The organism is Larkinella knui (assembly GCF_003858645.1).
In the GTDB taxonomy this organism is placed as follows: domain Bacteria; phylum Bacteroidota; class Bacteroidia; order Cytophagales; family Spirosomataceae; genus Larkinella; species Larkinella knui.
Window position 1 is genome coordinate 2,110,639 of the sequence record NZ_RQJP01000001.1, and the last position, 25,267, is coordinate 2,135,905.

At 50.2% G+C, this 25,267-nt stretch carries 21 protein-coding genes and 2 tRNA genes; 11 read left to right on the forward strand and 12 right to left on the reverse strand.

The window, feature by feature from the left end; translation table 11 throughout:
- Window positions 1–178 precede the first annotated feature (178 nt).
- Complete coding sequence (locus tag EHT87_RS08570) at window positions 179–1,027, reverse strand: DUF1206 domain-containing protein (RefSeq protein ID WP_229320903.1); 849 nt, start codon at window positions 1,025–1,027, stop codon at window positions 179–181.
- Window positions 1,028–1,206: 179 nt separating this feature from the next.
- On the opposite strand from EHT87_RS08570, the gene EHT87_RS08575 reads away from it, so the two are divergent.
- Entirely contained in the window at window positions 1,207–1,551 is a 345-nt protein-coding gene (locus EHT87_RS08575) for a hypothetical protein (RefSeq protein ID WP_124905782.1), read from the forward strand.
- A 183-nt stretch (window positions 1,552–1,734) separates the two neighbouring features.
- Here the strand turns inward: EHT87_RS08575 and EHT87_RS08580 are convergent, their stop codons facing one another.
- Both EHT87_RS08580 and EHT87_RS08585 read right to left on the reverse strand, forming a co-directional pair.
- Window positions 1,735–2,133: a cytidine deaminase gene (locus EHT87_RS08580; protein WP_124905784.1), complete on the reverse strand. Its 399-nt coding sequence runs from the start codon at window positions 2,131–2,133 to the stop codon at window positions 1,735–1,737.
- A 39-nt stretch (window positions 2,134–2,172) separates the two neighbouring features.
- Window positions 2,173–2,490: a DUF6804 family protein gene (locus tag EHT87_RS08585; RefSeq protein WP_124905786.1), complete on the reverse strand. Its 318-nt coding sequence runs from the start codon at window positions 2,488–2,490 to the stop codon at window positions 2,173–2,175.
- Window positions 2,491–2,562: 72 nt separating this feature from the next.
- On the opposite strand from EHT87_RS08585, the gene EHT87_RS08590 reads away from it, so the two are divergent.
- Both EHT87_RS08590 and EHT87_RS31250 read left to right on the forward strand, forming a co-directional pair.
- On the forward strand, window positions 2,563–3,129 hold the full coding sequence (locus EHT87_RS08590) for a hypothetical protein (RefSeq protein WP_124905788.1): 567 nt from the start codon (window positions 2,563–2,565) through the stop codon (window positions 3,127–3,129).
- A 701-nt stretch (window positions 3,130–3,830) separates the two neighbouring features.
- The gene (locus EHT87_RS31250; protein WP_185716163.1) at window positions 3,831–3,968 is read left to right on the forward strand and encodes a hypothetical protein; all 138 of its coding nucleotides are present in this window, start codon (window positions 3,831–3,833) and stop codon (window positions 3,966–3,968) included.
- Between the two features lie 117 nt (window positions 3,969–4,085).
- Here the strand turns inward: EHT87_RS31250 and EHT87_RS08595 are convergent, their stop codons facing one another.
- From EHT87_RS08595 to EHT87_RS08605, 3 genes are all read right to left on the reverse strand, one after another.
- The gene (locus tag EHT87_RS08595) at window positions 4,086–5,123 is read right to left on the reverse strand and encodes a ligand-binding sensor domain-containing protein (protein ID WP_221621987.1); all 1,038 of its coding nucleotides are present in this window, start codon (window positions 5,121–5,123) and stop codon (window positions 4,086–4,088) included.
- Window positions 5,124–5,756: 633 nt separating this feature from the next.
- Window positions 5,757–5,830: transfer RNA gene (locus tag EHT87_RS08600), tRNA-Pro, on the reverse strand.
- 84 nt (window positions 5,831–5,914) lie between these two features.
- A tRNA-Ser gene (locus EHT87_RS08605) sits at window positions 5,915–6,001 on the reverse strand.
- Between the two features lie 205 nt (window positions 6,002–6,206).
- Here EHT87_RS08605 and EHT87_RS08610 point away from each other — a divergent pair.
- The 5 genes from EHT87_RS08610 to EHT87_RS08630 all read left to right on the forward strand — a co-directional run bounded on the left by EHT87_RS08610 (window position 6,207) and on the right by EHT87_RS08630 (window position 10,617).
- Complete coding sequence (locus EHT87_RS08610) at window positions 6,207–7,169, forward strand: vWA domain-containing protein (RefSeq protein WP_124905790.1); 963 nt, start codon at window positions 6,207–6,209, stop codon at window positions 7,167–7,169.
- Between the two features lie 57 nt (window positions 7,170–7,226).
- Window positions 7,227–7,934 (forward strand): tetratricopeptide repeat protein, encoded by a 708-nt coding sequence (locus EHT87_RS08615; protein WP_124905792.1) that lies wholly within the window; start codon window positions 7,227–7,229, stop codon window positions 7,932–7,934.
- 34 nt (window positions 7,935–7,968) lie between these two features.
- Entirely contained in the window at window positions 7,969–9,150 is a 1,182-nt protein-coding gene (locus tag EHT87_RS08620; protein WP_229320905.1) for an acetyl-CoA C-acyltransferase, read from the forward strand.
- Between the two features lie 77 nt (window positions 9,151–9,227).
- Window positions 9,228–10,187 carry a phosphoribosylaminoimidazolesuccinocarboxamide synthase gene (locus EHT87_RS08625; RefSeq protein WP_124905796.1) on the forward strand — a complete coding sequence of 320 codons (960 nt, stop codon included), beginning with the start codon at window positions 9,228–9,230 and terminating at the stop codon, window positions 10,185–10,187.
- A gap of 22 nt (window positions 10,188–10,209) precedes the next feature.
- Window positions 10,210–10,617 carry an STAS domain-containing protein gene (locus tag EHT87_RS08630; RefSeq protein ID WP_124905798.1) on the forward strand — a complete coding sequence of 136 codons (408 nt, stop codon included), beginning with the start codon at window positions 10,210–10,212 and terminating at the stop codon, window positions 10,615–10,617.
- 107 nt (window positions 10,618–10,724) lie between these two features.
- On the opposite strand, the gene EHT87_RS08635 is transcribed toward EHT87_RS08630, so the two are convergent.
- The 4 genes from EHT87_RS08635 to deoC are packed head-to-tail and all read right to left on the reverse strand — an operon-like array spanning window position 10,725 to window position 14,633.
- Window positions 10,725–11,753: a Gfo/Idh/MocA family protein gene (locus tag EHT87_RS08635; protein WP_124905800.1), complete on the reverse strand. Its 1,029-nt coding sequence runs from the start codon at window positions 11,751–11,753 to the stop codon at window positions 10,725–10,727.
- Window positions 11,740–12,861: a GNAT family N-acetyltransferase gene (locus EHT87_RS08640; RefSeq protein ID WP_124905802.1), complete on the reverse strand. Its 1,122-nt coding sequence runs from the start codon at window positions 12,859–12,861 to the stop codon at window positions 11,740–11,742. The genes EHT87_RS08635 and EHT87_RS08640 overlap by 14 nt, the downstream gene beginning before the upstream one ends.
- A 51-nt stretch (window positions 12,862–12,912) precedes the next feature.
- Window positions 12,913–13,830 carry a sugar phosphate isomerase/epimerase family protein gene (locus EHT87_RS08645; protein ID WP_124905804.1) on the reverse strand — a complete coding sequence of 306 codons (918 nt, stop codon included), beginning with the start codon at window positions 13,828–13,830 and terminating at the stop codon, window positions 12,913–12,915.
- Between the two features lie 35 nt (window positions 13,831–13,865).
- Window positions 13,866–14,633 (reverse strand): deoxyribose-phosphate aldolase, encoded by a 768-nt coding sequence (deoC, locus tag EHT87_RS08650; RefSeq protein WP_124905806.1) that lies wholly within the window; start codon window positions 14,631–14,633, stop codon window positions 13,866–13,868.
- A gap of 57 nt (window positions 14,634–14,690) precedes the next feature.
- On the opposite strand from deoC, the gene EHT87_RS08655 reads away from it, so the two are divergent.
- Entirely contained in the window at window positions 14,691–15,602 is a 912-nt protein-coding gene (locus EHT87_RS08655) for a ribonuclease Z (RefSeq protein ID WP_124905808.1), read from the forward strand.
- A gap of 146 nt (window positions 15,603–15,748) precedes the next feature.
- Here the strand turns inward: EHT87_RS08655 and EHT87_RS08660 are convergent, their stop codons facing one another.
- Together EHT87_RS08660 and EHT87_RS08665 are read right to left on the reverse strand one after the other, a co-directional pair.
- A complete protein-coding gene (locus EHT87_RS08660) occupies window positions 15,749–19,000 on the reverse strand; it encodes a M4 family metallopeptidase (protein WP_124905810.1) in 3,252 nt (1,083 codons plus the stop codon).
- Window positions 19,001–19,028: 28 nt separating this feature from the next.
- Window positions 19,029–19,478 carry an FAD-binding oxidoreductase gene (locus EHT87_RS08665; protein WP_124905812.1) on the reverse strand — a complete coding sequence of 150 codons (450 nt, stop codon included), beginning with the start codon at window positions 19,476–19,478 and terminating at the stop codon, window positions 19,029–19,031.
- A gap of 744 nt (window positions 19,479–20,222) precedes the next feature.
- Between EHT87_RS08665 and gltB the strand changes: the two genes are divergently transcribed.
- Window positions 20,223–24,794, forward strand: a complete 4,572-nt coding sequence (gltB, locus tag EHT87_RS08670) for a glutamate synthase large subunit (protein ID WP_124905814.1) — start codon at window positions 20,223–20,225, stop codon at window positions 24,792–24,794.
- Window positions 24,795–24,840: 46 nt separating this feature from the next.
- The gene (locus tag EHT87_RS08675; RefSeq protein ID WP_124905816.1) at window positions 24,841–25,266 is read left to right on the forward strand and encodes a DUF29 domain-containing protein; all 426 of its coding nucleotides are present in this window, start codon (window positions 24,841–24,843) and stop codon (window positions 25,264–25,266) included.
- The last annotated feature ends 1 nt before the right edge of the window (window position 25,267 follow it).

Sequence of the window (25,267 nt, forward strand, 5' to 3'; positions counted from 1 at the left end):
TTTCCACAATTTACAAACCCATGACGTTGTAGGAGGTATATAAAATGTTACACTATCTTGTGCTGGAGAGTGCGATTTGAAAGCTACAAATCGGCAAATTTATTGATGCTCTGCGTGAGATAGTCCGCGGGACCCAGTCTGCGAGACCCGGTCCGGTTGACCTGCTCGTCAGGGTGACTTAGCTATTGGTGTTGATCACTTCGTACCGGGCGCGTACAAACATATATATACCGTAGCAAAACAAGCCCAGTGCTACGGCGCCCAGCAGAAACGAGCCGTAACTGACTTTCTCCAGAAAAGCGAAAGCACTGCTACTGCCTCCAACTTCGCTGGCATTAGACTCCATGGCGGCTTTGATAAATAAGTATCCGATCAGCCCCCAGACGATTCCCCGCGCGATATAACCAATTTTCCCGGATCGGATGATCATCTCCTTCAGTTCCGTTTTGATGGAGGAGGTCTGGACATTCTTCAGGTATTTACCAGACCAGGCCCGGTAAATTTGGTACAACCCGATGCCAATGATACACAGGCCAATCAGGCCGACGAGCCATTGGCCATACGGTTTTTGCAGAATTTCCCGAACGAGGGTCTGGCGCGAATTACCCCCGCCCTGACTACCCCGGCTACCCAGTACCATCCGGAAAGAACCATACGCCAGGAATCCATAGACCAATCCGCTGAAGGCATACCCTACCCGGCGACCGATGCCTTTGGCGTCGGTCCCTTTGTGCTCGTTATCGAGAAACGCCTGCGTTAGCCGCCAGAGGGCGTAGCAGACCAGACCTACGGCCACCAGTGCCAGCAAAATCTGCCCAAACGGTTGATCCAGTATAAATCGAAAGACGCCCTGTTTGTTGACATTCCGTTCCGTACTGCCGCCGATTTCAAAAGCAGCCATAAACGCCAGTATACCAACCAGGCAGTACACAACTCCTTTGGCCACCAGACCAAGCCTGGCAAAACGCTTCACCCATTGAGGCTGGGTCGAGGGTATGTGGGAGGAGATGCTGGATAAGTTCATCATCTAAATCGTTTTGGGTAAGTTGCTTTCCGTCTAATCGGTCTTCCGTAAATAACATAATTGATTTAACTACTAAATGTTTTATGTTCCGCTGCGGAACAAGCCGATGACGGAAGAAGTACGGTGATGAAAGCCATGAGATTTGACGTTTAGTGATCACTCTAAATTGTTTGGCAGGAACAATGAATACCGTCCTGGTAATGCGCAAGGACGCCGAGACGTTCCGGCAGTCGGCCGACTGGAATGGCGATCTGCGCGAAGAGTTCAATTCGGTGCTGGCCGACAAACGCACCCGCCGGTTTCAGAAGATGAGTATTGGGCAGGTCATGGCGGTTTTGAAATACTTCGAGTGGATGAACAAGCGGTTTTATAAAGCCTATCAGGACGTGTATGACAGCGACGAGCCGGACGAGCAGCCCCTGTACAAAAACGGGGAAAGGATTTTAACGTCCCTGATGGACATTGCCAAACTGAGTGTTTTCGGCAACTTTGATCAGGTTTGCAAACAGAATGTACACACCGTCTGAATTTTTATGCGGGATAATAATTTGAAGATCAAACGCGAAAACAAACAAATGGAGGATTTGCGGTCAGAAGCCAAGTGAGGAGTTTGTATTTCTTATGACTCGTTAGATAACTAGTTTTATGTTATTCGACCTATCAAAGAAAAGTGGGTTGTTTGCGGCCTAAGCCACGTTTTAACAATAATTTTATTCTCTCTCGTACTTAATTGGTAACAGATCAAGTACTGGAGTCTTGAAAATGCCTGAATTATCTTCTAAGATCACTAAAGCATCAGTAGCATAGTCAGAGATTAGCTCCCGACACATACCACAGGGAGCGACTATTTTTCCAGTGTGGTAAACGGCTACAATTGAATCAATATCACTGTCTCCTTGCGTAGCTGCCATTCCAATCGTAACTGCTTCTGCGCAGACGGCAATTCGGCCAATGTAAGCTTCTAAGTGGATTCCTTCAAAAACTTTTCCTGACTTGGTTCTAAGTACTGAGCTGACGGCGTGAAGGTCAGGTTTATACCGAAGGGCAATCAGATCGCGGGCTTTTTGAATTAGCTCCTGATCGCCATCATCAATGGGTAAACGGGTCATTTCAAACTGTTATAAAGTGGCATTATGATAAATAGACGCTTAAAACTCCTGCTGGTTTTGCCTTTTTGAAGGCTTAAATGCCAGTCGGATAAAGGCGGCAGCTGTTGCCAAATCAATAATACGCCAAATTTGCTGAGGCAAATGAATAGGCACCAATGGATTAAAGAGGAAGGCTACCATCAGTAAGCCAATCAACGCTACGACTGAGTCCCTTACCTGTATAGCGGCATAGACTGCCACGCCACAAACTATGATGCGCAGAAAGGTAAAAAAGCCATAAGGCAAAGACAATGCGGCTAGAGTAGCTAAAAATAGCAAGATAGCCGCAGTTAAGAGAAGCGCTTTATAAATCTTCATACGTGAAAAGAAATGACTATGCCTTGTATACCTAAAATTGTAAATTAATCACCTATATGTTAACATAAAGCTATGTTACGCCTAGCACTCACTGTTTTAATTGCGGTAATTCTGGCTCCCCCACTACTAGCCCAGCCTTGTGAGCAACTAATCAACATCAGCCGTAAAGAGCGTAAAGTGCTGAAAGAATATATCCGCTTTTGTGAATCTAAAGGATTTTTGAAAGCAGATACGGGCATTATTATGCTTCATCTACGGATTGATCCACTAGGCCAAACAGAATGGTACATTGGGGTGAGCTACAAAGATTATTACACTGAACGAAAACCACCAATTGGCTGGTCAACGGTTTTGGGCAAACCTATTCTTTGGTATAATGACTTGTTCTTACCGAATGATCCCAAGTTGACCAACGAAGAGCAAACCTGTTTAGCTCAAGTCGTGGGTACTCGAGTCAACAAACGTCCGCCCCCTCCCCAACCGAGACCTATATTAGACATACATGGTCAACCCATGTTTTACAAAAATGGTCAGCCGATGATGACCAGTGGACGAACTATCTATGGGGGTGGGTCTGGAGTTGACATGCATATTATCTTTAAAAAGGATGGCTCAGTTAGCAAGCTTATATCGGTCTGATAAGCGTGGTTTTACTCGCATCTGTCCGGCCGCTGATCTTAGAAAATTCGAATAACATAAGATTCGTGGCTGTTACAAAAGTCGCTACCCGCAATTAGTGGCCTCAAAAATTGGTCTTTTAGGGCTATTCAATAGCAGGAAAATAGCAATCAAACCAGCCTTTCCGGCCCCCTTCCAAACTTTTTCAACAGCCACTGGTCTTAGGTTATGAGAGTTTTTCTAGGTTGCAATAAGATTTATAAGAACGACAATCTATCAATAGTCAAATTTTACGACCTTTTAAAATACGCAGATAGCGCTATTAACAATTGAATAATGACTCCCCATGTAAAGGCATTTAACAGCAGACAGATTACGACTTCCGACATATAGTTTGGCTTTAACAAACTAGCCCATGGAAAAAGGATATGCCCTAAGATTTTTTGCCAAATCGGTGGTTCACTTGCAGAGGCAAAAAGAAACATAAAAGGGTATGATGCCATAAATACTATTATATAAATAACAGTATTTAGGAGAACTTTACCCATACGATGCATCCAAGTAGGATTAAACATAGTCTTTTAGGTATATAAGTGCCGTTTTGTTAATCAATGATCCAATGTAAGAAAGATTGGATCATTTTTTTGTAATTACACTTTTAATCCTGTCCTGTCACATAGCTCCCAAATACCCCATTTTCGCCTTAAACCAGCTATATCACGATGCTTTCCGGCGATTTTCTTTCCTACGTGGACTACTTCCGGCAGTGGGCTTCGGCTCACCCCGATCTGAAATTCTTCCTCTACGGCGGGGTTGAAAAGGGCCTGGACTATGCCCGCTCCTTTCCCAACTTCGACTAAATATGTTAAAGATACAACGGTCTCGCGAAAACGCTCCTTTCATGAAGCGTCAAACGGGCGTTTTAACCAACAGCGATGAACATAGTTCTACCTTCAAATTGCCGGCTATTCACAGTCCTACTCCTCTTTTTTCCTTTTAAAGTCGGTAATGGTAGTGCCATCATACCGATACACCCCACCAGAGCCGAACCACATACTGCCATCATTCGCTGCTAATAGCCCAAAAATCATTCCTACTTTTGGCTTCATTTCGGTTACCGTAGGCTTTTTATCAGACAAGGATTTTTCATCATAACGGGAAAGTACCCAATTCGCGTCGTTACCACTTTGTGAACTCGTCCAGATGTTGCCTTTTTTATCTTCGATGACATAGCCAACAAAATCCTGGGTAAAATTGGTAAATGTGCTGCCGTCATAGCGCCAAAGGCCATCGTTGCCTGCCAACCAGATATACCCTTTTTTATCTTCGATGATCGAACGAACATTGGTAAAAGAATGGCCAATATGAGTTGTATTGGTGAAAGTTATACCGTCATAAACGAAGGTATTGTCCCTGGTACCAATCCAAAACTTGCCGGTTTTGTCTTCAATAATCGTGTTGATTTCATGCGGAGGCCGGGTAAAATCCGGAAAGGGGATTCCTGTTCTATCTTCAACTATAGAACCTCCATTCAGCCTGTAATTTCGAAAGAATTTCCCATCATAACGGCTTATCCCTCCGTTAGCCCCGAACCAAATCGTGCCGGATTTATCTTCATAAATACAAACGATCTCATTATTAATCAGTCCGTCCCTGGTTGTAAAATTTCGAAAGGATTTTCCATCGTAATAATAAACCCCTGCGCCAATCGAGCCGAACCACAAGTTGCCTTTTCTATCTTCTAAAACAGAAAAGAAACGAGCCGAACTCACTTTACCAGTGATATTGGTAAACGATTTTCCATCGTATCGAAAAACACCCCCAAATGTTGCAATCCAAATATTGCCCTTTCGATCCTGCCTGATCGTACGAGTGACACTGTGAAATTCGGGAGAAGTGATATCGGTTTCAGGCTTGATAGTATCTTTTGGTAGATCAGTTTTGTTTTGCCCTTTACAGGAAGTATAAAATACAAACAGCAAGAACAAAGTATATACGGGTACGTATTTCATCATTGGTTCTTTTTTATGGCCCGATGGTTTCAGCAAACCTACCTATCTTACTGCTAGGATCTAGTTAATGGCTTGCAAAAGAATGTTAATGAGATGTTAACGAAATAAATTTTCTCCAAAAAGTGTCCTGTTTGACCCTCGTAATAAGTGAGTGAATAGTGGACAAGGCCTCACAAAAACGCTCCTTTATTAAGACCCTGATCTCAAATTTATTCTATATATAAAAAGTCGTCCTGTTTCAACCCTTGGCGGCTTTTAGGAATAGCCCGGCGATGCAGCGCCTGCGTAGCTCCTTCTCTTGCTCGGCTTTCGGATTGTCACCTACATAGACCCATTTTTTCAATTATTTCGTTGGCCAACCAATTATCTCATCCGAATTTTTGATTTTCTCCTTTTCAGTATTGTCAATGACTTTAACCCGTTTCCGTTCGAGTTTTTCATCATCGAGATTCCAGCTATAATACATGATATACCACCTTTAGAAGACTGAACCAAACGAGGAAGCTTGTAGGGATATTGGCTCTTTTGCCGAATTTGAACTCTTGTTTCACTAAAAATTGAGCACAAAAAACTGCCCTTGAAACTAGTGAGCACAAAAAAACCGCCCAAATCGTTAAATTTAGGCGGTTTTTAGCGTCGGGGTGGCAGGATTCGAACCTACGACCTCCTGGTCCCAAACCAGGCGCGATACCGGGCTACGCTACACCCCGATTACTTTCGAGAGCACAAAGGTACGATTTTAATCCGGAAAAGAAAATCAGCACCTGAATATTCCCGTTTTATTTACGGTCTTGCGGAGAGAGAGGGATTCGAACCCTCGGTACCGTTGCCAGTACGACAGTTTAGCAAACTGTTCCTTTCGGCCACTCAGGCATCTCTCCGAAACAAACCCAAACCCGCTTTGCGCTGATTGGGGTCACAAATATAGAGGTATTCATCCCGTTTCGCCAAGATTTTGACCAAAAAGTTTCACCGTAATTTGCCGCCGACGGTAGGGCATCCGGTCATTTCCTTCTAATTTCGCACTTTCACGGATTCAATTCAACAACCGCCGGTTGGTTGATGTCCTGATCCTGCGCTGTTTGCATGAATTGGAATCATAGTCTGACCCAAACGGAATATTTGTTCATAGCCGTCTTTGTACTGCTCTATGGCTACTATTTCTTTCGAATCTTTCGGGTGGCCCGGCTACTGGGAACCACAGCCTGGGCCACCATCCCGAAATTTTTTCTGCGAAGCGGTTATTTTACTCTCTTACTGGTCGCACTGCTGGGACCGTCGTTCGGAGTGGTTGAAAAAGAACTGGTGTCGGAAGGGAAAGATATTTACATCGCCGTCGATCTTTCGAAGTCGATGGATGCGACCGATATTCCGCCAACACGGCTGGAAAAAGTAAAATATGAACTAAAACGGCTGATCAACGCGCTGCCCGGAAACCGCTTCGGTCTGCTGGTTTTTTCCACGGAAGCCTATGTTCACGCCCCGCTGACGTCCGATCAGGGGGCACTGGCTCTCTTTATCCAGTCGTTGAATACCAATCTGGTTCCCGAGTCCGGCACCAATCTGTGCTCGGCCGTCGAACTGGCGCTCCGCAAACAACTGGCCGAAACTACGGATGTCAACCAAACTAAAGTGCTGATTTTGCTAACGGACGGCGAAGATTTCGGCGAATGTGACCCGGCGCTGGCGGTTCAGTTACGCCGATACGGGATTGCTCCGTTTGTGGTCGGTGTGGGCACCGAAACGGGAAGCACCATCCCGACGGCCAAAGGCCAGCTGCTCGACAAAGACGGAAGGGTTGTTCATACCCACCTGAATCGCAGCTATTTGCGCCAGTTTGTGCAGGAAACCCGGGGCTCCTATCTGGAACTGGCCTCTTCGTCCGGCGACCTGACCCCCCTCGTGTCGGCCATTGAGAATCTGGAAAACCGGCTGGTCGATCAGCGGAAACTGGAGGTAACAACCAATAAATACTACTACTTTCTGGTTGTTGCCCTGGTTCTGATTGCCATCGACCTCCTGGTGACGGTTCGAACGTTTAAGCTTTAAACGACGTTCCAGTTGTCCGAAAGAGTTCGTATTTTTGCGAACCATTTAAACGCTAAGATGACTTACCTGATTTTATCGGTTTTGCTCTGGTTGTATGACAATCGTTCTTTCGATAAGATTTCGCATGATAATATTGCGCGTATTGAGGGGCAAAAGGCTTATCAGGCCGGTAATTACAAACGGGCGGCCGAACAGTATGTCGCCCTGGTCAATTCCACGCTTTTTGTAGAACCATCGGCCCGGCTGAATCTGGCGCATTCGTATTTTCAACTCCGGCAATACGCGCAGGCTCAGAAGCATTACAGGCTCGTTGCCCAAGTCAGTCAACCCGCTCTGGCGGCAGCCGCCGAAGTGCAATTGGGGGTTATCGCCGTGTTGCAGGGCGATTCAACCACGGCGCTGACATGGTTTCGAAAAGCGCTGAATACCGTTCCTGCTCTCGAAGCGGCCCAATTTAATTATGAATTGATTAAAAAAACGTACTCCGGTAAGCCCGCTCCCACCAGCGCCCGGCAACCCAAACGCAAACAGCGGCCCAGGCAGGAAGAAACGGAAGCAGCGGTTGAAAGTGGCCGGGAAAGTGGAACGGAAGTAGAGAAAGGCGATACGAAAGGCGAACTGTTGCGTCGGCTGCGCTCCCTGAACCTGTCCGAAGAGCAGGCATTATCCATTCTGAATGCCATGCAGGACAGTGAAGTGCAGTATATTCACCAGCGAAAACAATCGGCGACCTCGAAAGACCGGCAAAAATTCAATACGTACTAGTGGGCCGTTTTTCATCAACAAAACACAGAATCTAGTGAACCTACACGATGTAGTGATTGTCTCGGTGGTCCGCACGCCGATCGGTAGCTTTGGCGGGGCATTGGCGCCTTTGTCGGCAATCGAACTGGGTGCGCTGGCAATCAGGGCCTCCTATGAAAAAGCCGGTGTTCCAGCCGATCAGGTGGAAGAGGTGATTATGGGAAATGTCGTCTCCGCCAATCTGGGGCAGGCTCCGGCGCGGCAAGCGGCTCTGAAAGCGGGCCTTCCCCCCAGCGTTCGCTGTACTACGGTCAATAAAGTGTGTGCTTCGGGCACAAAAGCCATCATGATGGCCGCCCAAACCATTCAACTGGGCCAGGCGGATGTTATCATTGCCGGCGGCATGGAGAGTATGTCGAATGCGCCCTACTACGTACCCAAGGCACGTTTTGGCTATAAATACGGCGATGCCCAATTGATCGACGGGTTGGCGAAAGACGGTTTAGTCGATCCGTATGACCAGTGTGCGATGGGTGTTTTCGCCGATTGGACGGCGAAAAAATACAATATCAGTCGCGAAACACAGGATGCTTTTGCCATTCAATCGTATCAGCGGTCGGCAGAAGCGACGAAAAATGGTAAATTTGAAGCCGAGATTATTCCCGTTGACGTTCCGACGAACAAAGGCAGTGTGACGGTTGGGGAGGATGAGGAATATAAAAATGTATTTTTTGACAAGATTCCAAAACTAAAACCGGCTTTTACGCCCGATGGAACGGTGACAGCCGCCAACGCTTCGACCATCAACGACGGGGCCTCGGCACTGGTGCTGATGAGCCAGAAAAAAGCGGATGAGCTGGGGCTGAAACCCATTGCCCGGATTCTCGGCTACGCCGATGCCGAGCAGGAACCCGCCCTTTTTACGACGGCACCGACGCTGGCGATTCCGGCGGCCTTGAAACGGGCGGGCGTTAAACCGGAGGACGTTGACTTTTACGAAATCAACGAAGCGTTTTCAGTCGTGGCGCTGGTATGCAGCGAATTGCTGGAAATACCGCAGCATAAACTAAATGTAAACGGCGGGTCGGTTTCGCTGGGTCATCCGCTGGGAGCGTCGGGAGCGCGCATCGTTACCACGCTGACCAACATTTTACAGCAGCAAAATGGCCATATCGGCGCGGTCGGAATCTGCCACGGCGGAGGTGGCGCGTCGGCCCTGGTGATTGAAAAGATTTAAAGTTTAACGATAACAGGACCAGTTACTTTTACATTTGTAATTGCAACGATGAGTGTAAAAGTTAAGAATCATCCAAAATGAGTAATCCGAAGCAGGCCATTCAGGAAACCAATTTCAATTTTGACGGACAAACCGGGTTTTACCGGGGCAAAGTCCGGGATGTTTATCATTTCCAGGACCGTCTTGTCATGGTGGCCAGCGACCGGATTTCGGCATTCGATGTCGTTTTGCCCGTTCCGATTCCGTTCAAAGGCCAGGTTCTGAACCAGACCGCAGCCCATTTTTTGCGGGCCACGGCCGACCTCGTTCCCAACTGGCTCCTCGATGTTCCCGACCCGAACGTGAGCGTGGGGCTGAAATGCCAGTCGTATCCGGTCGAGATGGTGGTGCGGGGGTATCTGGCGGGTCATGCCTGGCGCGAATACCGGGCAGGAAAACGGGTCCTTTGTGGCGTTTCGCTCCCCGATGGATTGAAGGAAGCTGACCGGCTGCCGGAACCCATTATTACCCCCTCCACCAAAGCGCAGGAAGGACACGACGAGGATATTTCGCGGGAAGAGATTCTGGCTCAGGGCATTGTCCCGGAAAGCGAATACGTTCAGCTTGAAACCTATGCGCTGGCGCTTTTCAAACGCGGCACGGAAATGGCCGCCGAACGCGGGTTGATTCTGGTCGATACCAAATATGAATTCGGGATGCTCGATGGGCAGATTTATTTGATCGACGAAATTCATACACCCGACTCTTCCCGGTATTTTTACGTGGATTCGTACGCCGAAAATCAGGAAAAAGGCCTCCAGCAGAAACAATTATCGAAAGAATTTGTGCGGGAATGGCTCATTGCCAACAACTTCCAGGGCAAAGAAGGACAGACGATTCCGGAAATGAAGGCCGAATGGATCGATCAGATTTCCAATCGGTACATCGAACTGTACGAAAAGGTTACCGGACAGGCGTTTATTCGCTCCGAAACTGACAATATTTACCACCGTATTGAAGAAAATATCCGTCGCTCGCTGACTGTTACGTATTTTTAAAACGGAAAAAGGGTTATTCATTATGAATTATGCAATCGAAAAGAACGAGCAATATTCGCTCGTTACGCTGAATGAACCGGTATTTGGTGGGGAAGTCCCGACAACCTTCGAGACCCTCAGCCGTAATTTGTTCCGGGAAGGCTACAGCAATATTATTGTCGACTTTACGCCGGTAACCGAAGTGGAGACTACGGGTGTCCCGGTCATCCGGAAAATAACCCGGCAGTGCACCAATGAATCCGGTTTGTTGATTCTGGTTACGAAAAGCGAGGATGTCATTGATTTTCTGGATGGATCAAAAATCCCCGATCTGACCATTCTGCCCACAGTCGAAGAAGCCATCGACGCGGTTTTTATGAACGAACTCGAAAACGACTTCCGCAGCGAAGACGACGACAGCTACGAGTTTGGGGGAAGCTCGGACGATTGATAGCAGCAATTGGCTTTTCAAGCATCATCCTTGAAATTTAAAAGTTCGATTTTTAAATTTCAAGGATGATGCTTGAAAAGCCTGTTCTCCTGACTTTTAAACCTCGCTTATCCAATTCTTTCCGCCGACCCATAAATCCGCTCCACCACCTCCTGCAAAATAGCGCCCTGTTCCGCCGTACAGACGTTTGACGGTTTTCCCAGACAGGCATCCAGAAAAGCCGCCGTGTTCCTGAGCTGAATATCAACGTCTTCCAGGTACGGAAAGTGAACGTCGGCCAGTTCACCGCCAACTTCGGTATAGAGTGAAAACGGGAATAATTTCGCCCCGCCTTTGCTTCCAAATACCTCCAGATTCCGGTCGACATCGGTTTTTGTATTCAGCGCGAATGACGCCGACAGCATAATCGACGCCCGGTTCGGGAACGACAGATACGCCATACAGGCATCTTCCACTTCAAACTTCTGCGGGTCCCAGGAGCCCATCAATCCTTTGCTGCCGGTTTTCCCGATGAAATCATAGGTATTTGCCAGAATGTGCGTTGGAACGGCATAGTCGAGGGCGCAAAGGGCCAGATCGAGCACGTGGACGCCCAAATCCATCAGAGCACCCCCGCCCTGCATCTTTTTATTGGTAAAATACCCCCAGCCGGGAATGCCCCGGCGACGCAAAAAATGCGCTTTGATGTGATAGATCTCGCCCAGTTGTCCCTCAGACTTGCACCGCATCATCAGCTCCCACTCGCTCGTTTGCCGCAGTTGCAGGTTATACGCCAGCACCACGCCTTTCCGGGCCGCCAGATCCGCCATTTCCCGGGCTTCGTGCGCGTGCAGGGCGGGCGGTTTTTCGCACAACACGTGACAGCCGTTTTCGAGCGCCTGCATCGTGTAGGGGTAATGCAGATTATTCGGTGTGCAATTGATCACCAGATTCGGTTGGCATTGGCGGTACATTTCGGAAGCATCGTCAAAAGCGTGCGGAATACCGTGCTGGTCGGCCAGGGCGCGGGCTTTTGACTGATCCCGGCTGCAGACGGCCATGATTTCGACCAGATCAGACCGTTGTTTCAGGGCCGGAATGTGGTTTTTATCGGCAATGTTCCCCCCTCCGATGAGGGCGGCTTTAAATTTCGGCATAGCGTGTAGAAACCGGTATTTTCTCGTACCAGTGGTTTAAAAGTGAAGGCAGCTTCCCTCCTTCCTGCGGTTGAACTATTCGATCGGTTCGCAATACATACCAGCTTTTTATTGACGACAAAATGCGCTCGGGCATGCCGACCTGATCGGGGTGTTTGCTACTTAACACGACCAATGAATCATCCGAATCGAAGGCAATTAAAGAATATTTCTGTAAAAACCGGTAACAAACTGGCTGGGCCGGATCGAGCAGTAATCTCCGAAAACCGTATGTCAAATTGGCCCCGCAAAGCTGAGCGCCCCATTTCATTTTGAACTTCAAAACGCCACTTTCCAGGTAAGTTGGCGTTCCGCCCAAAAACACAGTGGAACAGGTCAACTGAAAAGCGCGTTGAATTAAAAACCAGTATAAAGCCGCTATGGCGCCCTGCTTCACATACGCCGAATCATTGTTGAGCCATCCCAGGCGAAGAAAATGGTAGTTATCGCCCTCAACCTGAGCCAACATCGCTGCGATGCAAATACCGCCGGAAAGGATTTTGACAAATTCGGCGTTCTGCCCGGTTACCAGAGCCGCGATTTCCTGCTGAGGCATAATGTACGCTTCATCCCCGTGCCGACCTTGCATGGAGGGCCGATAATACCGGCAAAAAAACTCCGCTGTCCAGTCTGCATCCCTCGATATCTCGAACGTATAATCGGCTTTCCGCGCCCGGCGAACATCTTCCCGGGCAGAATGAGGTAACCCCAAAGAGTACGCTTCCGGCGTAATCGGCAGCGAAATCACCGCATCAATAAAATTAGGAACCCGCACGGTTTCATTCGCCAACTCGTCCGGAAGGTCGGCTTCGGACAACACGACCAACCCACGGCCCGGAATCAGCCGTCGGGCAACGGCCCCACCGCCTTCGTAAAGATGGGCCTGGACCCGTATTCCTTCGTGCTCATTGAGGTAAAGCCGCTGGTAAGGATGACGGCCATTGGGACTGCCAACAACAGCAAAACCGGCTCTTCCGGTTGAGTCAGTAAAGGTCCAGTAGGTATGCTTGAGACGAAATCGGCTGATTCGCTTTCTCAGGCCGGGAAACAGTCGTTTCGGGTTGCTCATAAAGCCAGGGGTGCCAATCTACCGGAAGTATTGAGAGGGCGGAAACCGGGGTCAGGAAAGCGCCAGAAACTGGCTCAAATAATTCCGGGCCGTTAAAATGGCCGTTTGAACGTCTTCGGAACTGCCTTCGTATGCCTTGTCTTCCACCTCGATGCAAACCGGGCCGCGGTACCGCACGTCGGTCAGCGCCGTGAAGAAATCCCGCCAGCGCACATCGCCCAAACCGGGAAGTTTGGGCGAATGGTATTCCAGCGGATTGGCCATAATTCCAACGCGGTTCAGCTTGTCGCGGTACAGTTTCACATCCTTGAGGTGAATGTGGTGCAGGCGCTCTTTGTAGTCGTAAATGGGCCGGACTTCGTCCATGATCTGAAAAATCAGGTGCGACGGATCGTAATTCAATCCCAGAATCCGCGACGGGATGATTTCGAACATCCGGTCCCAGATGGCCGGTGTCGTCGCCAGATTTTTGCCCCCCGGCCATTCATCATCGGTAAACCACATGGGGCAGTTTTCGATGCCGATTTTTACATTGTTTTCCTCGGCCACGTTCACAATGGCGGGCCAGTGTTCGGCAAACAGCTTCAGATTCTCCGTGATGGTAAGCGACGGATTTCGACCGATGAAGGTATTGACCACCGGCACATTCAGCCTGGCAGCCGCCCGGATTACTTTTTTGATGTGTTCGCGGTAATACTCCGCTTTTTCCGGATCGGGGTCGAGCGGATTGGGGTAATAGCCTAATCCCGAAATATACACGCCATATTTTTGCGTAAGGTGCTGAATGTGTTTGATATCCAGATTATCCACGTCGATATGCGACACCCCTGCATACCGCCGGGCGTCCGCATTACCGGTGGGCCAGCACATCACTTCGACGCACTTGAACCGTTGTTCAGACGCAAATTTTAACACCTGTTCCAGCTCATACTCCGCCAGAATCGCACTAACAAATCCGAGATGCAGCATTGTACTTGGTTGAAAAGTTTACGGTTTTCCGTTTATTAATACCCTTTTGATTCTTTGATCTCCGCGCTGCCGGCCTGCGGATCCACCCGGCCGAAACGCCGGTAGGCTTCTTCCAGAATGGCGGCCGTGGCGCTGGCTCCCAAACGAGTCACCCCCAGTTCTTTGACTTTCAGCAAACCGTCGAGCGTTCGGACGCCACCGGCGGCTTTCACCTTGACACCCGGCCCCACGTGATCGAGCATCAGCTTCAGGTCGTGTTCCGTTGCCCCTTCGTACGAATACGTGCCGTCCGCGCCTTTCACAAACCCGTAGCCCGTCGAGGTTTTCACGTACTCCGCACCCACTTCCGTGCAGATTTCGCAAAGCCGGATTTTGAATGCATCGTCGGGCAGGAAATCATTTTCAAAAATGACTTTCAGAATGGCCCCGTGTTGGGCGCAGGTTGCTTTGATGGCCCGGATTTCCTGCGTCACGTAGTCCCACTCCCCACCCAGCACCTTCCCGATGTTCACCACCATGTCGATTTCGACGGCCCCATCCCGGCAGGCCTGCTCGGTTTCGGCCATTTTAACCACCATCGCACTGTTGCCGTGCGGAAAACCGATGACGGTTCCGACCCGCACATCGGTTCCGGCCAGCAGCCCAACGGCCAGTTTGACGGCATACGGTTTGATGCAGACCGAAGCCACGTCGTAGTGTCGGGCCAGTTCACACCCTTCCCGCAATTCTTCGTCCGTCAACGTCGGGTGAAGCAGCGAATGATCGATCATTTTGGCAAGTTCGCGAATCAAATGGGCATCCATGAAAGAATTAGTTGCGTTTTGGAAACTGAATGGATTACCGGCAAGTTTACAAAAAATATGACATTCAACCTGACTATACTTGGCAGCGGTTCGGCAACGCCCGTGCTCGACCGCCACACCACCGCCCAGGTGGTGACCCTTGAAGGCGATTATTTTCTGATCGACTGCGGAGAAGGTACGCAATACCGCCTGATTGAAAACCACCTGCGGCCCGGTCGGCTCAAATATATTTTTATCAGCCACCTCCACGGCGACCATTATTTCGGCCTGGTTCCGTTTCTGTCGAGTCTGAACCTGAGTGGACGAACCGACGATCTGTGGCTGTTTGGCCCCCGCGGACTGTGGGAAATCATCACGGTGCAGTTTCGGTATTCAGACACCAAACTGAATTACCCCCTCCATTTTCAGGAAACGGATCCGCACCAGCCCACGCTCCTTTTCGACCATCCGAACGTCACCGTAGAAACCATTCCGCTGCAACACCGCATCGACTGTACGGGATTTCTGTTTCGGGAGAAAATGCGGAAACGGAAGCTGATTGCCGACAAAATTCCCGCCGATTTACCGGTGTCTTTTTATCGGCATTTAAAGGATGGAAACGACATTCTGGATGATCTGGGGCAGGTTTTGTACAGCGCCGAAGACTATACCCTGCCCGCGCCCCGGCCCCGCTCCTACGCGTTTTGTTCCGATACGCGGTATAATGAAGCGATGTTCGACCAGATTCGGGGAGTGGATTTGTTGTATCACGAAGCTTCGTTTCTGGACGATATGGAAGCGCTGAGCGAAAAATACTTCCATTCCACGGCCCGTCAGGCGGCTTTAACGGCTGTTCAGGCGGAAGTGGGTCGGTTGATGATCGGCCACTTTTCGTCGCGCTACAAAACCACCGACGAATTTCTGGTTCAGGCCCGGTCGGTTTTTCCGGAAACGTATTTGGCCATCGAAGGCGAAACGACGGAGATTTAGAACAGAAACCAAGCGCCATAGCAAGGGCAATCCTTTACCCCGGAGCGGTAGCCTGTCAACAGCCACCAGCATGCAAGCCACCGCTTTTAAGCCCCGGCCGGGGCGTACTAAATCCGCTGATGAGTACGCCCCGGCCGGGGTAAGCTTTACGGTTTCACAACCTTTCGAAACACCACGCCTTTCGGCGTCTGAACTTTCAAGACGTAGAAACCCGATGGCAACAGACTCGTATCCAGCGTGGTTTGACTAGCCCGGTTTTTTACCGGCTGCTCAATGACCGTAGCGCCCGAAACCGTTGATAACGTCACCGTCTCCACATACTCACCCGCTGGCAGTTCGACCGTCAGCGATGCCCCAACCGGATTTGGATAAATTTTCAGCACATCGGCCCAGGTCGGTTCGATTGCGGTAACCGCCAGCACGTTGAACTTCCGCTCGACCGGCGTTGCGGCCGCAAACTCATTGTTGCCGGCCTGCGTTGCGCGCACCGTCACCACCCCCGGTTTGGTGGGCGTCAGGCGGTTTCCCGAAAGTGTCGCCGAACCCGACACGATCTCAAAACTCACCGCTAATTTAGACGAAGCCGTGGCCGACAGCGTAAACGAACCGTCATCGGCGTAACGATCCGGCAGCGCGTTGAACGTAATGGTTTGCGCCGTTTTACCGGTTTCGGCCCGCGTTCCGGCGGCATACCAAACGGCCCATTTTGCGTTTTCGTAGAGCGGTTTCACATCGCCTTTCGCGGTCATTTTATCAGCCTGCAAATCGAGCCATGCTACCATTTCCTTATCACCGCCCGTACTTAACGTATTGAATATAAGCTTGTCATCAAGCCGGGAATAGGCCGGAAAACTCAAAGTCACATTGGTCAATACCGTGTTGAGTGTCCCCGTTTTCAGATCACCGATCCACACTTTATAGCTTTGGTCAACATCGTTATAATAATCAAAAGCAATGATGTTCGGGGAGTTTCGGGAGAAACTCGGATTGCCGACGCTTTCGCCTTCTTCCAGATTTTTGAACAGCTTTAGAATGCTGCCATCGCCGAACGTTTTCTGATCATTATTCCAGACATCGATCAAGCCCACGTCCCAAAACTCAATATCGGCCCCATCGCCACTCTTTAGTTTGTTAAAAGCGTCGTACACTAAAATTTCGCCCGCAAAATCCCACTCGAATGAATCGGCATATTCCACTTCACCCGTCGAAATGCCTTCGGCAGAAGACGGATTGCTAAGGGGGAACTTCTTCCACTTTTTCAGGTCGTAGCTATACACCCAAATCGATTTATCCTTCTCTTTGGTTAAAGCCGCCAGCTTGGTGCCATCCCGCGAAATGGCCACATTGTCCCAGATAGGCTCATCAGAAATGATCACTTCCTGGACCGCGCCAGTCAGCGTTACCGCCCGAATCCGGCCATCCGTCGTTACGTAATAAGCCGCCTTTCCATCGTCGGTAATGCTGGGGCGGTGGGCCACTTCGGCCTTGATCCGGGCGGTCAGGTTGCCGGTGCTGACGGGAGCCGTATACAATTTCTGGTCGCCAATGCTGTAGAGCAGAATCATGTCCTGACCGTTGTTGGCCGGCAAATCCTTCGGTTCGTCCGGCTGCGAAGTCGTTTCAACTATGCCGACGGTATCAAAAGCATCCCTGGCCGCTTTCATTTCAGCACTATTCTCGCCGTACAGATCAACCGCCGAGCGGATCACGGCCAGACGCAAATCCAGAAACTTCGAGTTCAGGGTCAGGTAGGTGGTCAGGGTGCGGTAATACACCTGCTCGGCTTTCTCTTTTCCGATTTTCGTGGCAAACAGATAAAAGGCATGATTCGGAATACCGCTGTTGCGGTGTACTCCGCCATTGTCGTCTTTGGTAACAATAAATTCGCCCATTGTTTTGGGCTGGTAGCCCAGTGTCCCTTTTCCGTTCTGGTTCGGGTTCGACAGACTGCGCATGGCTCCAGAGGTGTACTTGGTTTTCAAGACGATGTCTTCCCCGATCAACCAGTCGTCACGGTCGACCATGGCGCCAAAAATATCCGCCATCGACTCGTTGATCGCACCCGATTGTTCCTGATAAATCAGATTCGCCGAGTGATCGATCACGCCGTGGGTCATTTCATGACCGGCTACATCCAACCCGCCCGCCAGGGGTTTACAATACACATTGCCGTTGCCATAAACCATAAACTCTCCGGTCCAGAAGGCATTGTCCATCGCTTTGCCGTCTTCGAGCACATTGACAATCGACACCATGGTTCCCCCTTTGCCATCTAATGAATTCCGCTTGTGCGTTTTTTCATAATAATCATAGGCCAATGCCGCGTTGGTGTGTGCCGAAATCGCGTTGGAATTCCAGTCCTTGTTATCTTTCGAAGTGATGTCATAAAAACGAAAAGTGCCATCGGTCTCCTGCTTATTTTTAGCATCGTACGTAACCAGGGCACCCACCGGTTTTTTAATGGTCGATTTTTTGGCATCGTACATGGATCGTGTTGCATCCAGTAAATAGTAGTTCGTTCCCGACTGATACGTCTGGAAATTTCGCATTATGCCGTTCAAATCCTTGCCCGATGCTTTCACCGGCCCATCCACCCCGCAGGTATTGTTGTATTTATTCAGCACTGCCCCGGTTTGCGCATCGACGATATACTGCCACCGTTCGAGCATATTGGGCCGAATCGTCAAAGTATACGCCAGCACCATTTTTTCACCCATCGGATACAGGCACAAAGCGCCTTCCGACGGTTTTAGGTTGAAGACATTCTGCCCGAAAGGCCGCACAATCGACTCGTTGCCAATATCCTCAAAAGCCCGATCCGTTGCATCTTTCAACGAAAGCCGGGGCTGGGTCGATGCGTTTTTGGCAACCCGGTAGTGGCCGTTGAGCAGCGTAACCGTTCCATTTGTGAGGTGAGCAACCAGTTCACTGCCATAAACCGGAACGCCCTGAACCGTTTGGGTCATCCGGATATGGGTTTGCCCCAACTGGTCGGTTTCAGTCCTGGTAATCTGAAATTGCTCCTCCGGTTTTTCAATCTTCAGCAGCGTCCTGATCTGGGTCATAAACGAAAATGCCGACGACCGGGCGCTCATTCTGGCCCCTTTGGTCGAAGAAACGGGCGACCGGTTTTCAATGAATACCGGCAGACTGGTCGCCGTGTCGTGCACAATCCGCAATTTCAGGGTCCGGGCGTCAAATTGAGCGGTATTGGCCCCGGCGGCCATGCGGAAATTGCTTTTTTGGGCCGCAACGGGCATTACGTCAGCCTTCAGTTTTTGTGCTAATCCGGGCGTTGGAGCCTGGCTTTTGAGCTTTCGTTCAAAGCCGGGTTGCGGAGACTGTGCCAGTGCGCCGACCGCACAGGCCAGAAAAAAGGTGGATAAAATTGATTTCATGGGTGTATTTGTTGTTGGTAAAATCCTGTCAATCAGCGCGTTTTGTTGCCGGAATCTGCGCCATAAACGACTTGTAAAATTTGACAAACCGGGCCGGTGGCGGTTGCCGCTGATTACCCCAGGTCACTTTGAATTCCTGCTGATTTTTTTTCCAGCTCACATACTGGTAGACATTGCCCGGCTGGTCAAACCGGGTGGTTTTGATTTGACACGTCTTTTCCAGTTCGTTGAAAAGCCGCCGGGTAACGGCGGCCGATTTTTTGCCCAGATGGGTAAAGAGAGAATCTGCGGTGGATTTGGCATATAAATTCCCGTTTTCCAGCAGATAATAGGCCGTCGATGCGCCGGTAAATCCTCCGCCTTTGCCAACACTAATCTGGCGATTCTGATACGTGAGCGGATAAGTGGACCTGGATTGCGCCATACACAGCCCACTGGCGGCCAGTATGATCAATCCGATTCGTAACGTTTTGAGCATGATGTGGTTTGTTCTGAACAGGGACGAAGGTAGGCGATGGAGCATCAGGCCTGCTACTATTCAATCCATGAGTCGTCAAAAATCGCGGCTGAACTGTATCCCATTGAGCAAACGGTATGGTGAGCATCGCGACCGGAGATTGTCTGCGGTTTGATCCGCCTACGGCCTGGGCACCGTTCTATTGGACTTGATTGGGGGCAAGTGGTCACAAAATCTTTTAAAAAGCAGGTTTGCAATAAACAACGTATATGATTTAGTGAATTGCCTTAGTTCTAAACCTATTTTTCTGATTTTTAGCATAAATTCATTTAAAAGCAGACAAAAATGAAACCTGATTTTTACTTAAAAACCAATTTTAAGTAAAAACTGCTTCAATTTTAAAGTTCTCATTAATTTCAGGAGATTATCGCTTCAAGCCGTTCCATTTCAAGGTTAACTATATTTTTAGTAGGGCTTTTTGAGAGGAAATTTGTTCAAATTGTTCATTTTAATTCCTTCAATTCAAGGCTATTTTTGCTAAATTTTATTCACTAACCAAGACAATTTTGTACCAAAATCATAAATTTGGCTATGCAAACGAAATTTCGTGTTTTGGACTTTTCACAAAATATATTTTAACGTAACTTGCACTTCCAATGCAAAAACAGTAGTGTCTGCTACATATAGTTAGTTTTTCCTTTACTCGCTTGCAGACCTTTAGATTTGCCAATTTTTAAATATCAAACCACAAACGAGTTTACGCCGATGTCTTCTTCTAACGCACCGCAACAGGGTCTGTACCGGCCTGAGTTTGAACATGACGCCTGTGGAATTGGATTCGTCGCACACGTGAAAGGCCGCAAGTCCCATCAGATTGTGGAGGACGCCCTGACGATGCTTACGCGCATGGATCACCGGGGTGCGGTTGGCTACGAACCCAATACGGGCGATGGTGCAGGCATTCTGATTCAGATTCCCCACGAACTTTTTGTCGACGAGTGTCGCAAACTGAGCTTCTCGCTGCCTTCGGCCGGCGATTATGGCGTCGGGATGATTTACATGCCCAAAGACGACCGTCTGCGGAAAGAATGCCGCGATATTCTGAACCGAACCATCAAAAAACTAAATCTGGAGCTGCTCGGCTACCGCGTCGTTCCGGTCGATTCTTCTGATCTGGGCAACGGCTCACGGTCGGTCGAACCGGTGATGGAACAAGTCTTTATTCGTAAACCGATTACCCTGACTTCTGACGAATTTGAGCGTAAATTATACATCGTAAGGAACTACAGCAGCCGGATCATCAATGAAACGGTCGCTGGCGTTCAGAACAATTTTTATTACTCTTCCCTATCGAGCCGGGTCATTACGTATAAGGGTCAGTTAACGACCAAGCAACTCCGCGATTATTTTCCGGATTTACAACGGGAAGAGCTGGTGTCGGCCCTGGGCGTGGTTCACTCCCGCTTTTCGACCAACACCTTTCCATCCTGGCAACTGGCGCAACCCTTCCGGTATATTGCCCACAACGGTGAAATCAATACCGTCAAAGGCAACGTCAACTGGATGAAAACGGCGGAAGCCATGCTTGAGTCGAAACTGTTTACGCAGGAAGAACTGGACATGCTTCGCCCAATCTGCAACCTCAGCCAGTCGGATTCGGCCAACCTCGACAATGCCATCGAATTGCTGGTTTTATCGGGCCGGTCGCTGCCGCACGTGATGATGATGCTGATTCCGGAAGCCTGGGACGGCAACGAAAGCATGGACCCCGAACGGCACGCCTTTTACGAATACCACGCAGCCATTATGGAGCCCTGGGATGGCCCCGCATCGATTTCGTTTACGGACGGACGGATTGTGGGCGCGACTCTCGACCGCAACGGCCTGCGTCCTTCCCGCTACTGGGTAACCGACGAAGACGTGGTCATCATGGCTTCCGAAGCCGGTGTCAACGATATCGATCCAGCACGGGTGGTCAAAAAAGGCCGTCTGCAACCGGGTCGCATGTTCGTCGTGGATCTGGAACAGGGCCGCATCATCAGTGACGAAGAAGTGAAATCCGACATCTGCTCGCGGAAACCGTACAAGCAGTGGCTGGAAGAATATAAGATTAAAATTTCCGATTTGCCCAAACCGGTCCGCACGTTTAGCCACATGCGGAAGCAGGACATTACGCAACGGCAGCAGGCATTCGGTTTTACCTCCGAAGATTTGCGGATGATTCTGGCGCCGATGGCCGAAACCGGTCTGGAAGCCCTGGGGTCGATGGGAACCGACTCGCCCCTGGCTATTCTGTCGGAACAAAGCCAGCATCTGGCCAATTACTTCAAGCAATTATTCGCGCAGGTGACCAACCCGCCGATCGACTCAATCCGGGAACGGGCCATTATGTCGTTGATTTCGTTCGTTGGTGCTACCGGTAACCTGCTGAGCGAAGATCCGGAACATTGCCGGTTGATCGAGTTGGCGCAGCCGGTTCTGACCATCGAGGAGTTTGATAAACTGCGGTTTGTGGATAAAAACCACTTCCAGGCCAAAACGATCAACACCTATTTCCGGGCCGATAACGGCACGGGACTGGAGCGCGCTCTGGAACGCATTTGCCGCTACGCCGAAGATGCCATCGAAGACGGGTTTGAGATCATCATCCTGTCCGACCGGGCCATCGACTCCGACCACGCTCCGATTCCGTCGCTGCTGGCGACGTCGGCCATTCACCACCACCTGATTCGCAGAGGCTTACGCGGTCAGGTTGGTATTCTGGTCGAAGCGGGCGACGTTTGGGAAACGCATCATTACGCGACACTGATTGGATATGGAGCTTCCGGTATCAACCCGTACATGGCTTTCGAAACCATCACGGATATGAAGGAGCGCGGCTTGATTCAGACCGATTATCCGGTCGAAAAACTCCACCAGAACTACATCAAGGCCGTCAATAAAGAATTGCTCAAGATCTTCTCGAAAATGGGCATTTCAACGCTTCAGTCCTACCAGGGCGCCATGATTTTCGAGTGCCTGGGTCTGAACAAGGAAGTGGTCGACAAGTATTTTACGGGTACGATTTCCCGGATTGGCGGGATGGGCCTCGAAGAGATCGGTCGCGAAATCCTGGTTCGTCACCGGCAGGCATTTCCGGAAAATAACCTACTGACGCCCCGGCTGGAAGTGGGTGGCGTCTACCAGTGGAAACAACGCGGGGAAGCGCATATTTTCAACCCCGACACGATCCATCTGCTGCAACAGGCCACCAAAAAGAACGACTACCAGATTTATAAGAAATACGCCAACCTCATCGACGACCAAACCCGCAAGGCCCTGACCCTGCGCGGCCTGATGAAGTTCAAGAAAGGCAATCCGGTACCGATTGAGGAAGTTGAACCGATCGAAAGCATTTTCACCCGGTTTGCCACAGGTGCCATGTCCTTCGGTTCCATTTCGTGGGAAGCTCACACGACGCTGGCCATTGCCATGAACCGCATCGGCGGCAAAAGCAATTCCGGCGAAGGCGGTGAAGACGAACTGCGGTATACGCCACTGGCGAACGGTGACAACATGAATTCGAGCATCAAGCAGGTGGCTTCGGGCCGGTTTGGGGTTACGAGTCATTATTTAACAAACGCCCGCGAACTGCAAATCAAAATGGCGCAGGGCGCGAAACCGGGCGAAGGGGGTCAGTTGCCCGGCCATAAAGTCGACGACTGGATTGGCCGGACGCGTCATTCAACGCCGGGTGTGGGCTTGATTTCGCCCCCGCCCCACCACGATATTTATTCCATCGAGGATTTAGCCCAGCTCATTTTTGACCTCAAAAATGCCAACCGGGCCGCCCGCATCAGCGTCAAACTGGTGTCGGAAGCCGGAGTTGGAACCATTGCCGCCGGGGTTGCCAAAGCCCACGCCGATCACATCCTGATTTCGGGACACGACGGCGGAACGGGCGCGTCGCCCCTGAGCTCGATTCGTCACGCGGGTTTGCCGTGGGAACTGGGACTGGCCGAAACCCACCAGACGCTGGTTCGCAACAAATTGCGGGGCCGCGTAACGGTGCAGACGGACGGCCAGATCCGGACGGGCCGCGACCTGGCGATTGCCGCGCTGCTGGGTGCCGAAGAATTCGGTGTCGCCACCGCTGCGCTCGTCACCGTCGGCTGTATCATGATGCGGAAGTGTCATTTGAACACCTGTCCGGTGGGTGTTGCCACGCAGAACAAAGACCTGCGGGCGCTGTTTACGGGCAAACCGGAACACGTCGTCAACATGTTCACGTTTCTGGCCACCGAATTGCGTGAGATCATGGCGGAACTGGGCTTCCGGACCATCAACGAAATGGTGGGTCAGTCGCAAATGCTCGAAATGCGCAACGATATCAAGCACTGGAAATACAATCACGTCGATCTGTCGGCGGTCTTGTTCAAAGATGCCAATAACCTGGATGTCGCCTTGTACAAGCAGGAAGAGCAGGATCACGGCATGGATGATATTCTGGATTGGGAATTGCTCAGAGTAGCGAAACCCGCGCTGGAAGCCGCTGAATCGGTATACGCCGAGTATCCCATTATCAACCTGAACCGGGCGGTAGGTACGGTTTTATCGAACGAAATTTCCAAACTATACGCTGGCAAGGGGTTACCCGAAGGCACGATTCACTTCAAATTCCGGGGTACGGCCGGTCAGAGTTTCGGTGCGTTCAACACCCATGGCATCAAGCTCGAACTGGAAGGCGACGCCAACGATTATTTCGGAAAAGGGCTTTGTGGCGCGCAGTTGATTGTGTACCCTGACCGCATGGCGCCGTTTAAACCGGAAGAAAACAGCATCGTCGGCAACGTGTCGTTCTACGGCGCAACCTCCGGCGAAGCCTACATTCGCGGGATGGCGGGCGAGCGGTTCTGCGTTCGGAACTCGGGGGCCAAGGTCGTTGTCGAAGGCGTTGGTGATCACGGTCTGGAATACATGACGGGCGGTCTGGCCGTCATTCTGGGCTCGGTTGGTCGAAACTTTGCCGCCGGCATGTCCGGTGGTGTGGCCTACATCTGGGATCAGGAGGGCGATTTTGCGTCCAAAGTCAACGGCGAGATGGTGAATCTGGAAACCCTGGACAGCGATGACATCGCCATTGTGAAGGAATTTGTCGAGAAACACTTCCAGTATACCACCAGCAACGTGGCGCTGCGGCTGATTCAGGACTGGGATAACCTCATCAAGCAATTTGTCAAGGTAATGCCGGGCGATTTCCGCAAGGCGCTGGCCGGACGCGGTATTTCACTGGCCGACCAGATTCGCGACAAGAACGTGGTCTATCAGGACATCGTCGTGGACGTGGCCCACGGATAACAACTGATTTTCTTTCGTTATCTTTGTTTAAAACCAAGGTAATGCCATGAAAAACTGGGAAGAAATTGCATCGACTTCAGAGCTTTTAGCCGCACAGGAGATCAAACGCTCCTGGGACGAAGGGGATCTGGAAGACGCAGAAAGTGGCCTCAATCAGTTAATTGAAACCATGTCACGTTCTGAGCGCCGGGCTTTGCAGAGTCAGTTGGTACGACTGATGCAGCACATAATTAAATGGAAAATTCAGCCGGAAAAACGATCCAAAAGCTGGCTTCTGACGATCAATAATGCCCGCTTTGAAATTAAGAGCTTAAGGGAATATACGCCTTCTTTAAATGTACCATACATCCAAAGCATTTGGGAAAGGGTTATTGCTGAAGCTCGAATCGAAGCAGAAATTGAAACCGGAGTTTCGGCAGATAAGGAAGACCTGACCTGGGACGAAGTATTTGAAAAACCGTATACGCTTTAAT

What these genes read in the sequence shown, in the direction of transcription:
- EHT87_RS08645 (WP_124905804.1), bottom strand. Translation starts at nt 13,830, where the DNA reads ATGCTGCATCTCGGATTTGTTAGTGCGATTCTGGCGGAGTATGAGCTG.
- EHT87_RS08595 (WP_221621987.1), bottom strand. Translation starts at nt 5,123, where the DNA reads ATGATGAAATACGTACCCGTATATACTTTGTTCTTGCTGTTTGTATTT.
- EHT87_RS08660 (WP_124905810.1), bottom strand. Translation starts at nt 19,000, where the DNA reads ATGAAATCAATTTTATCCACCTTTTTTCTGGCCTGTGCGGTCGGCGCA.
- EHT87_RS08640 (WP_124905802.1), bottom strand. Translation starts at nt 12,861, where the DNA reads ATGAGCAACCCGAAACGACTGTTTCCCGGCCTGAGAAAGCGAATCAGC.
- EHT87_RS08625 (WP_124905796.1), top strand. Translation starts at nt 9,228, where the DNA reads ATGAGTAATCCGAAGCAGGCCATTCAGGAAACCAATTTCAATTTTGAC.
- EHT87_RS08585 (WP_124905786.1), bottom strand. Translation starts at nt 2,490, where the DNA reads ATGAAGATTTATAAAGCGCTTCTCTTAACTGCGGCTATCTTGCTATTT.
- EHT87_RS08655 (WP_124905808.1), top strand. Translation starts at nt 14,691, where the DNA reads ATGACATTCAACCTGACTATACTTGGCAGCGGTTCGGCAACGCCCGTG.
- EHT87_RS08630 (WP_124905798.1), top strand. Translation starts at nt 10,210, where the DNA reads ATGAATTATGCAATCGAAAAGAACGAGCAATATTCGCTCGTTACGCTG.
- EHT87_RS08665 (WP_124905812.1), bottom strand. Translation starts at nt 19,478, where the DNA reads ATGCTCAAAACGTTACGAATCGGATTGATCATACTGGCCGCCAGTGGG.
- EHT87_RS31250 (WP_185716163.1), top strand. Translation starts at nt 3,831, where the DNA reads ATGCTTTCCGGCGATTTTCTTTCCTACGTGGACTACTTCCGGCAGTGG.
- deoC (WP_124905806.1), bottom strand. Translation starts at nt 14,633, where the DNA reads ATGGATGCCCATTTGATTCGCGAACTTGCCAAAATGATCGATCATTCG.
- EHT87_RS08615 (WP_124905792.1), top strand. Translation starts at nt 7,227, where the DNA reads ATGACTTACCTGATTTTATCGGTTTTGCTCTGGTTGTATGACAATCGT.
- EHT87_RS08635 (WP_124905800.1), bottom strand. Translation starts at nt 11,753, where the DNA reads ATGCCGAAATTTAAAGCCGCCCTCATCGGAGGGGGGAACATTGCCGAT.
- EHT87_RS08570 (WP_229320903.1), bottom strand. Translation starts at nt 1,027, where the DNA reads ATGATGAACTTATCCAGCATCTCCTCCCACATACCCTCGACCCAGCCT.
- EHT87_RS08580 (WP_124905784.1), bottom strand. Translation starts at nt 2,133, where the DNA reads ATGACCCGTTTACCCATTGATGATGGCGATCAGGAGCTAATTCAAAAA.
- EHT87_RS08675 (WP_124905816.1), top strand. Translation starts at nt 24,841, where the DNA reads ATGAAAAACTGGGAAGAAATTGCATCGACTTCAGAGCTTTTAGCCGCA.
- EHT87_RS08575 (WP_124905782.1), top strand. Translation starts at nt 1,207, where the DNA reads ATGAATACCGTCCTGGTAATGCGCAAGGACGCCGAGACGTTCCGGCAG.
- EHT87_RS08610 (WP_124905790.1), top strand. Translation starts at nt 6,207, where the DNA reads ATGAATTGGAATCATAGTCTGACCCAAACGGAATATTTGTTCATAGCC.
- gltB (WP_124905814.1), top strand. Translation starts at nt 20,223, where the DNA reads ATGTCTTCTTCTAACGCACCGCAACAGGGTCTGTACCGGCCTGAGTTT.
- EHT87_RS08590 (WP_124905788.1), top strand. Translation starts at nt 2,563, where the DNA reads ATGTTACGCCTAGCACTCACTGTTTTAATTGCGGTAATTCTGGCTCCC.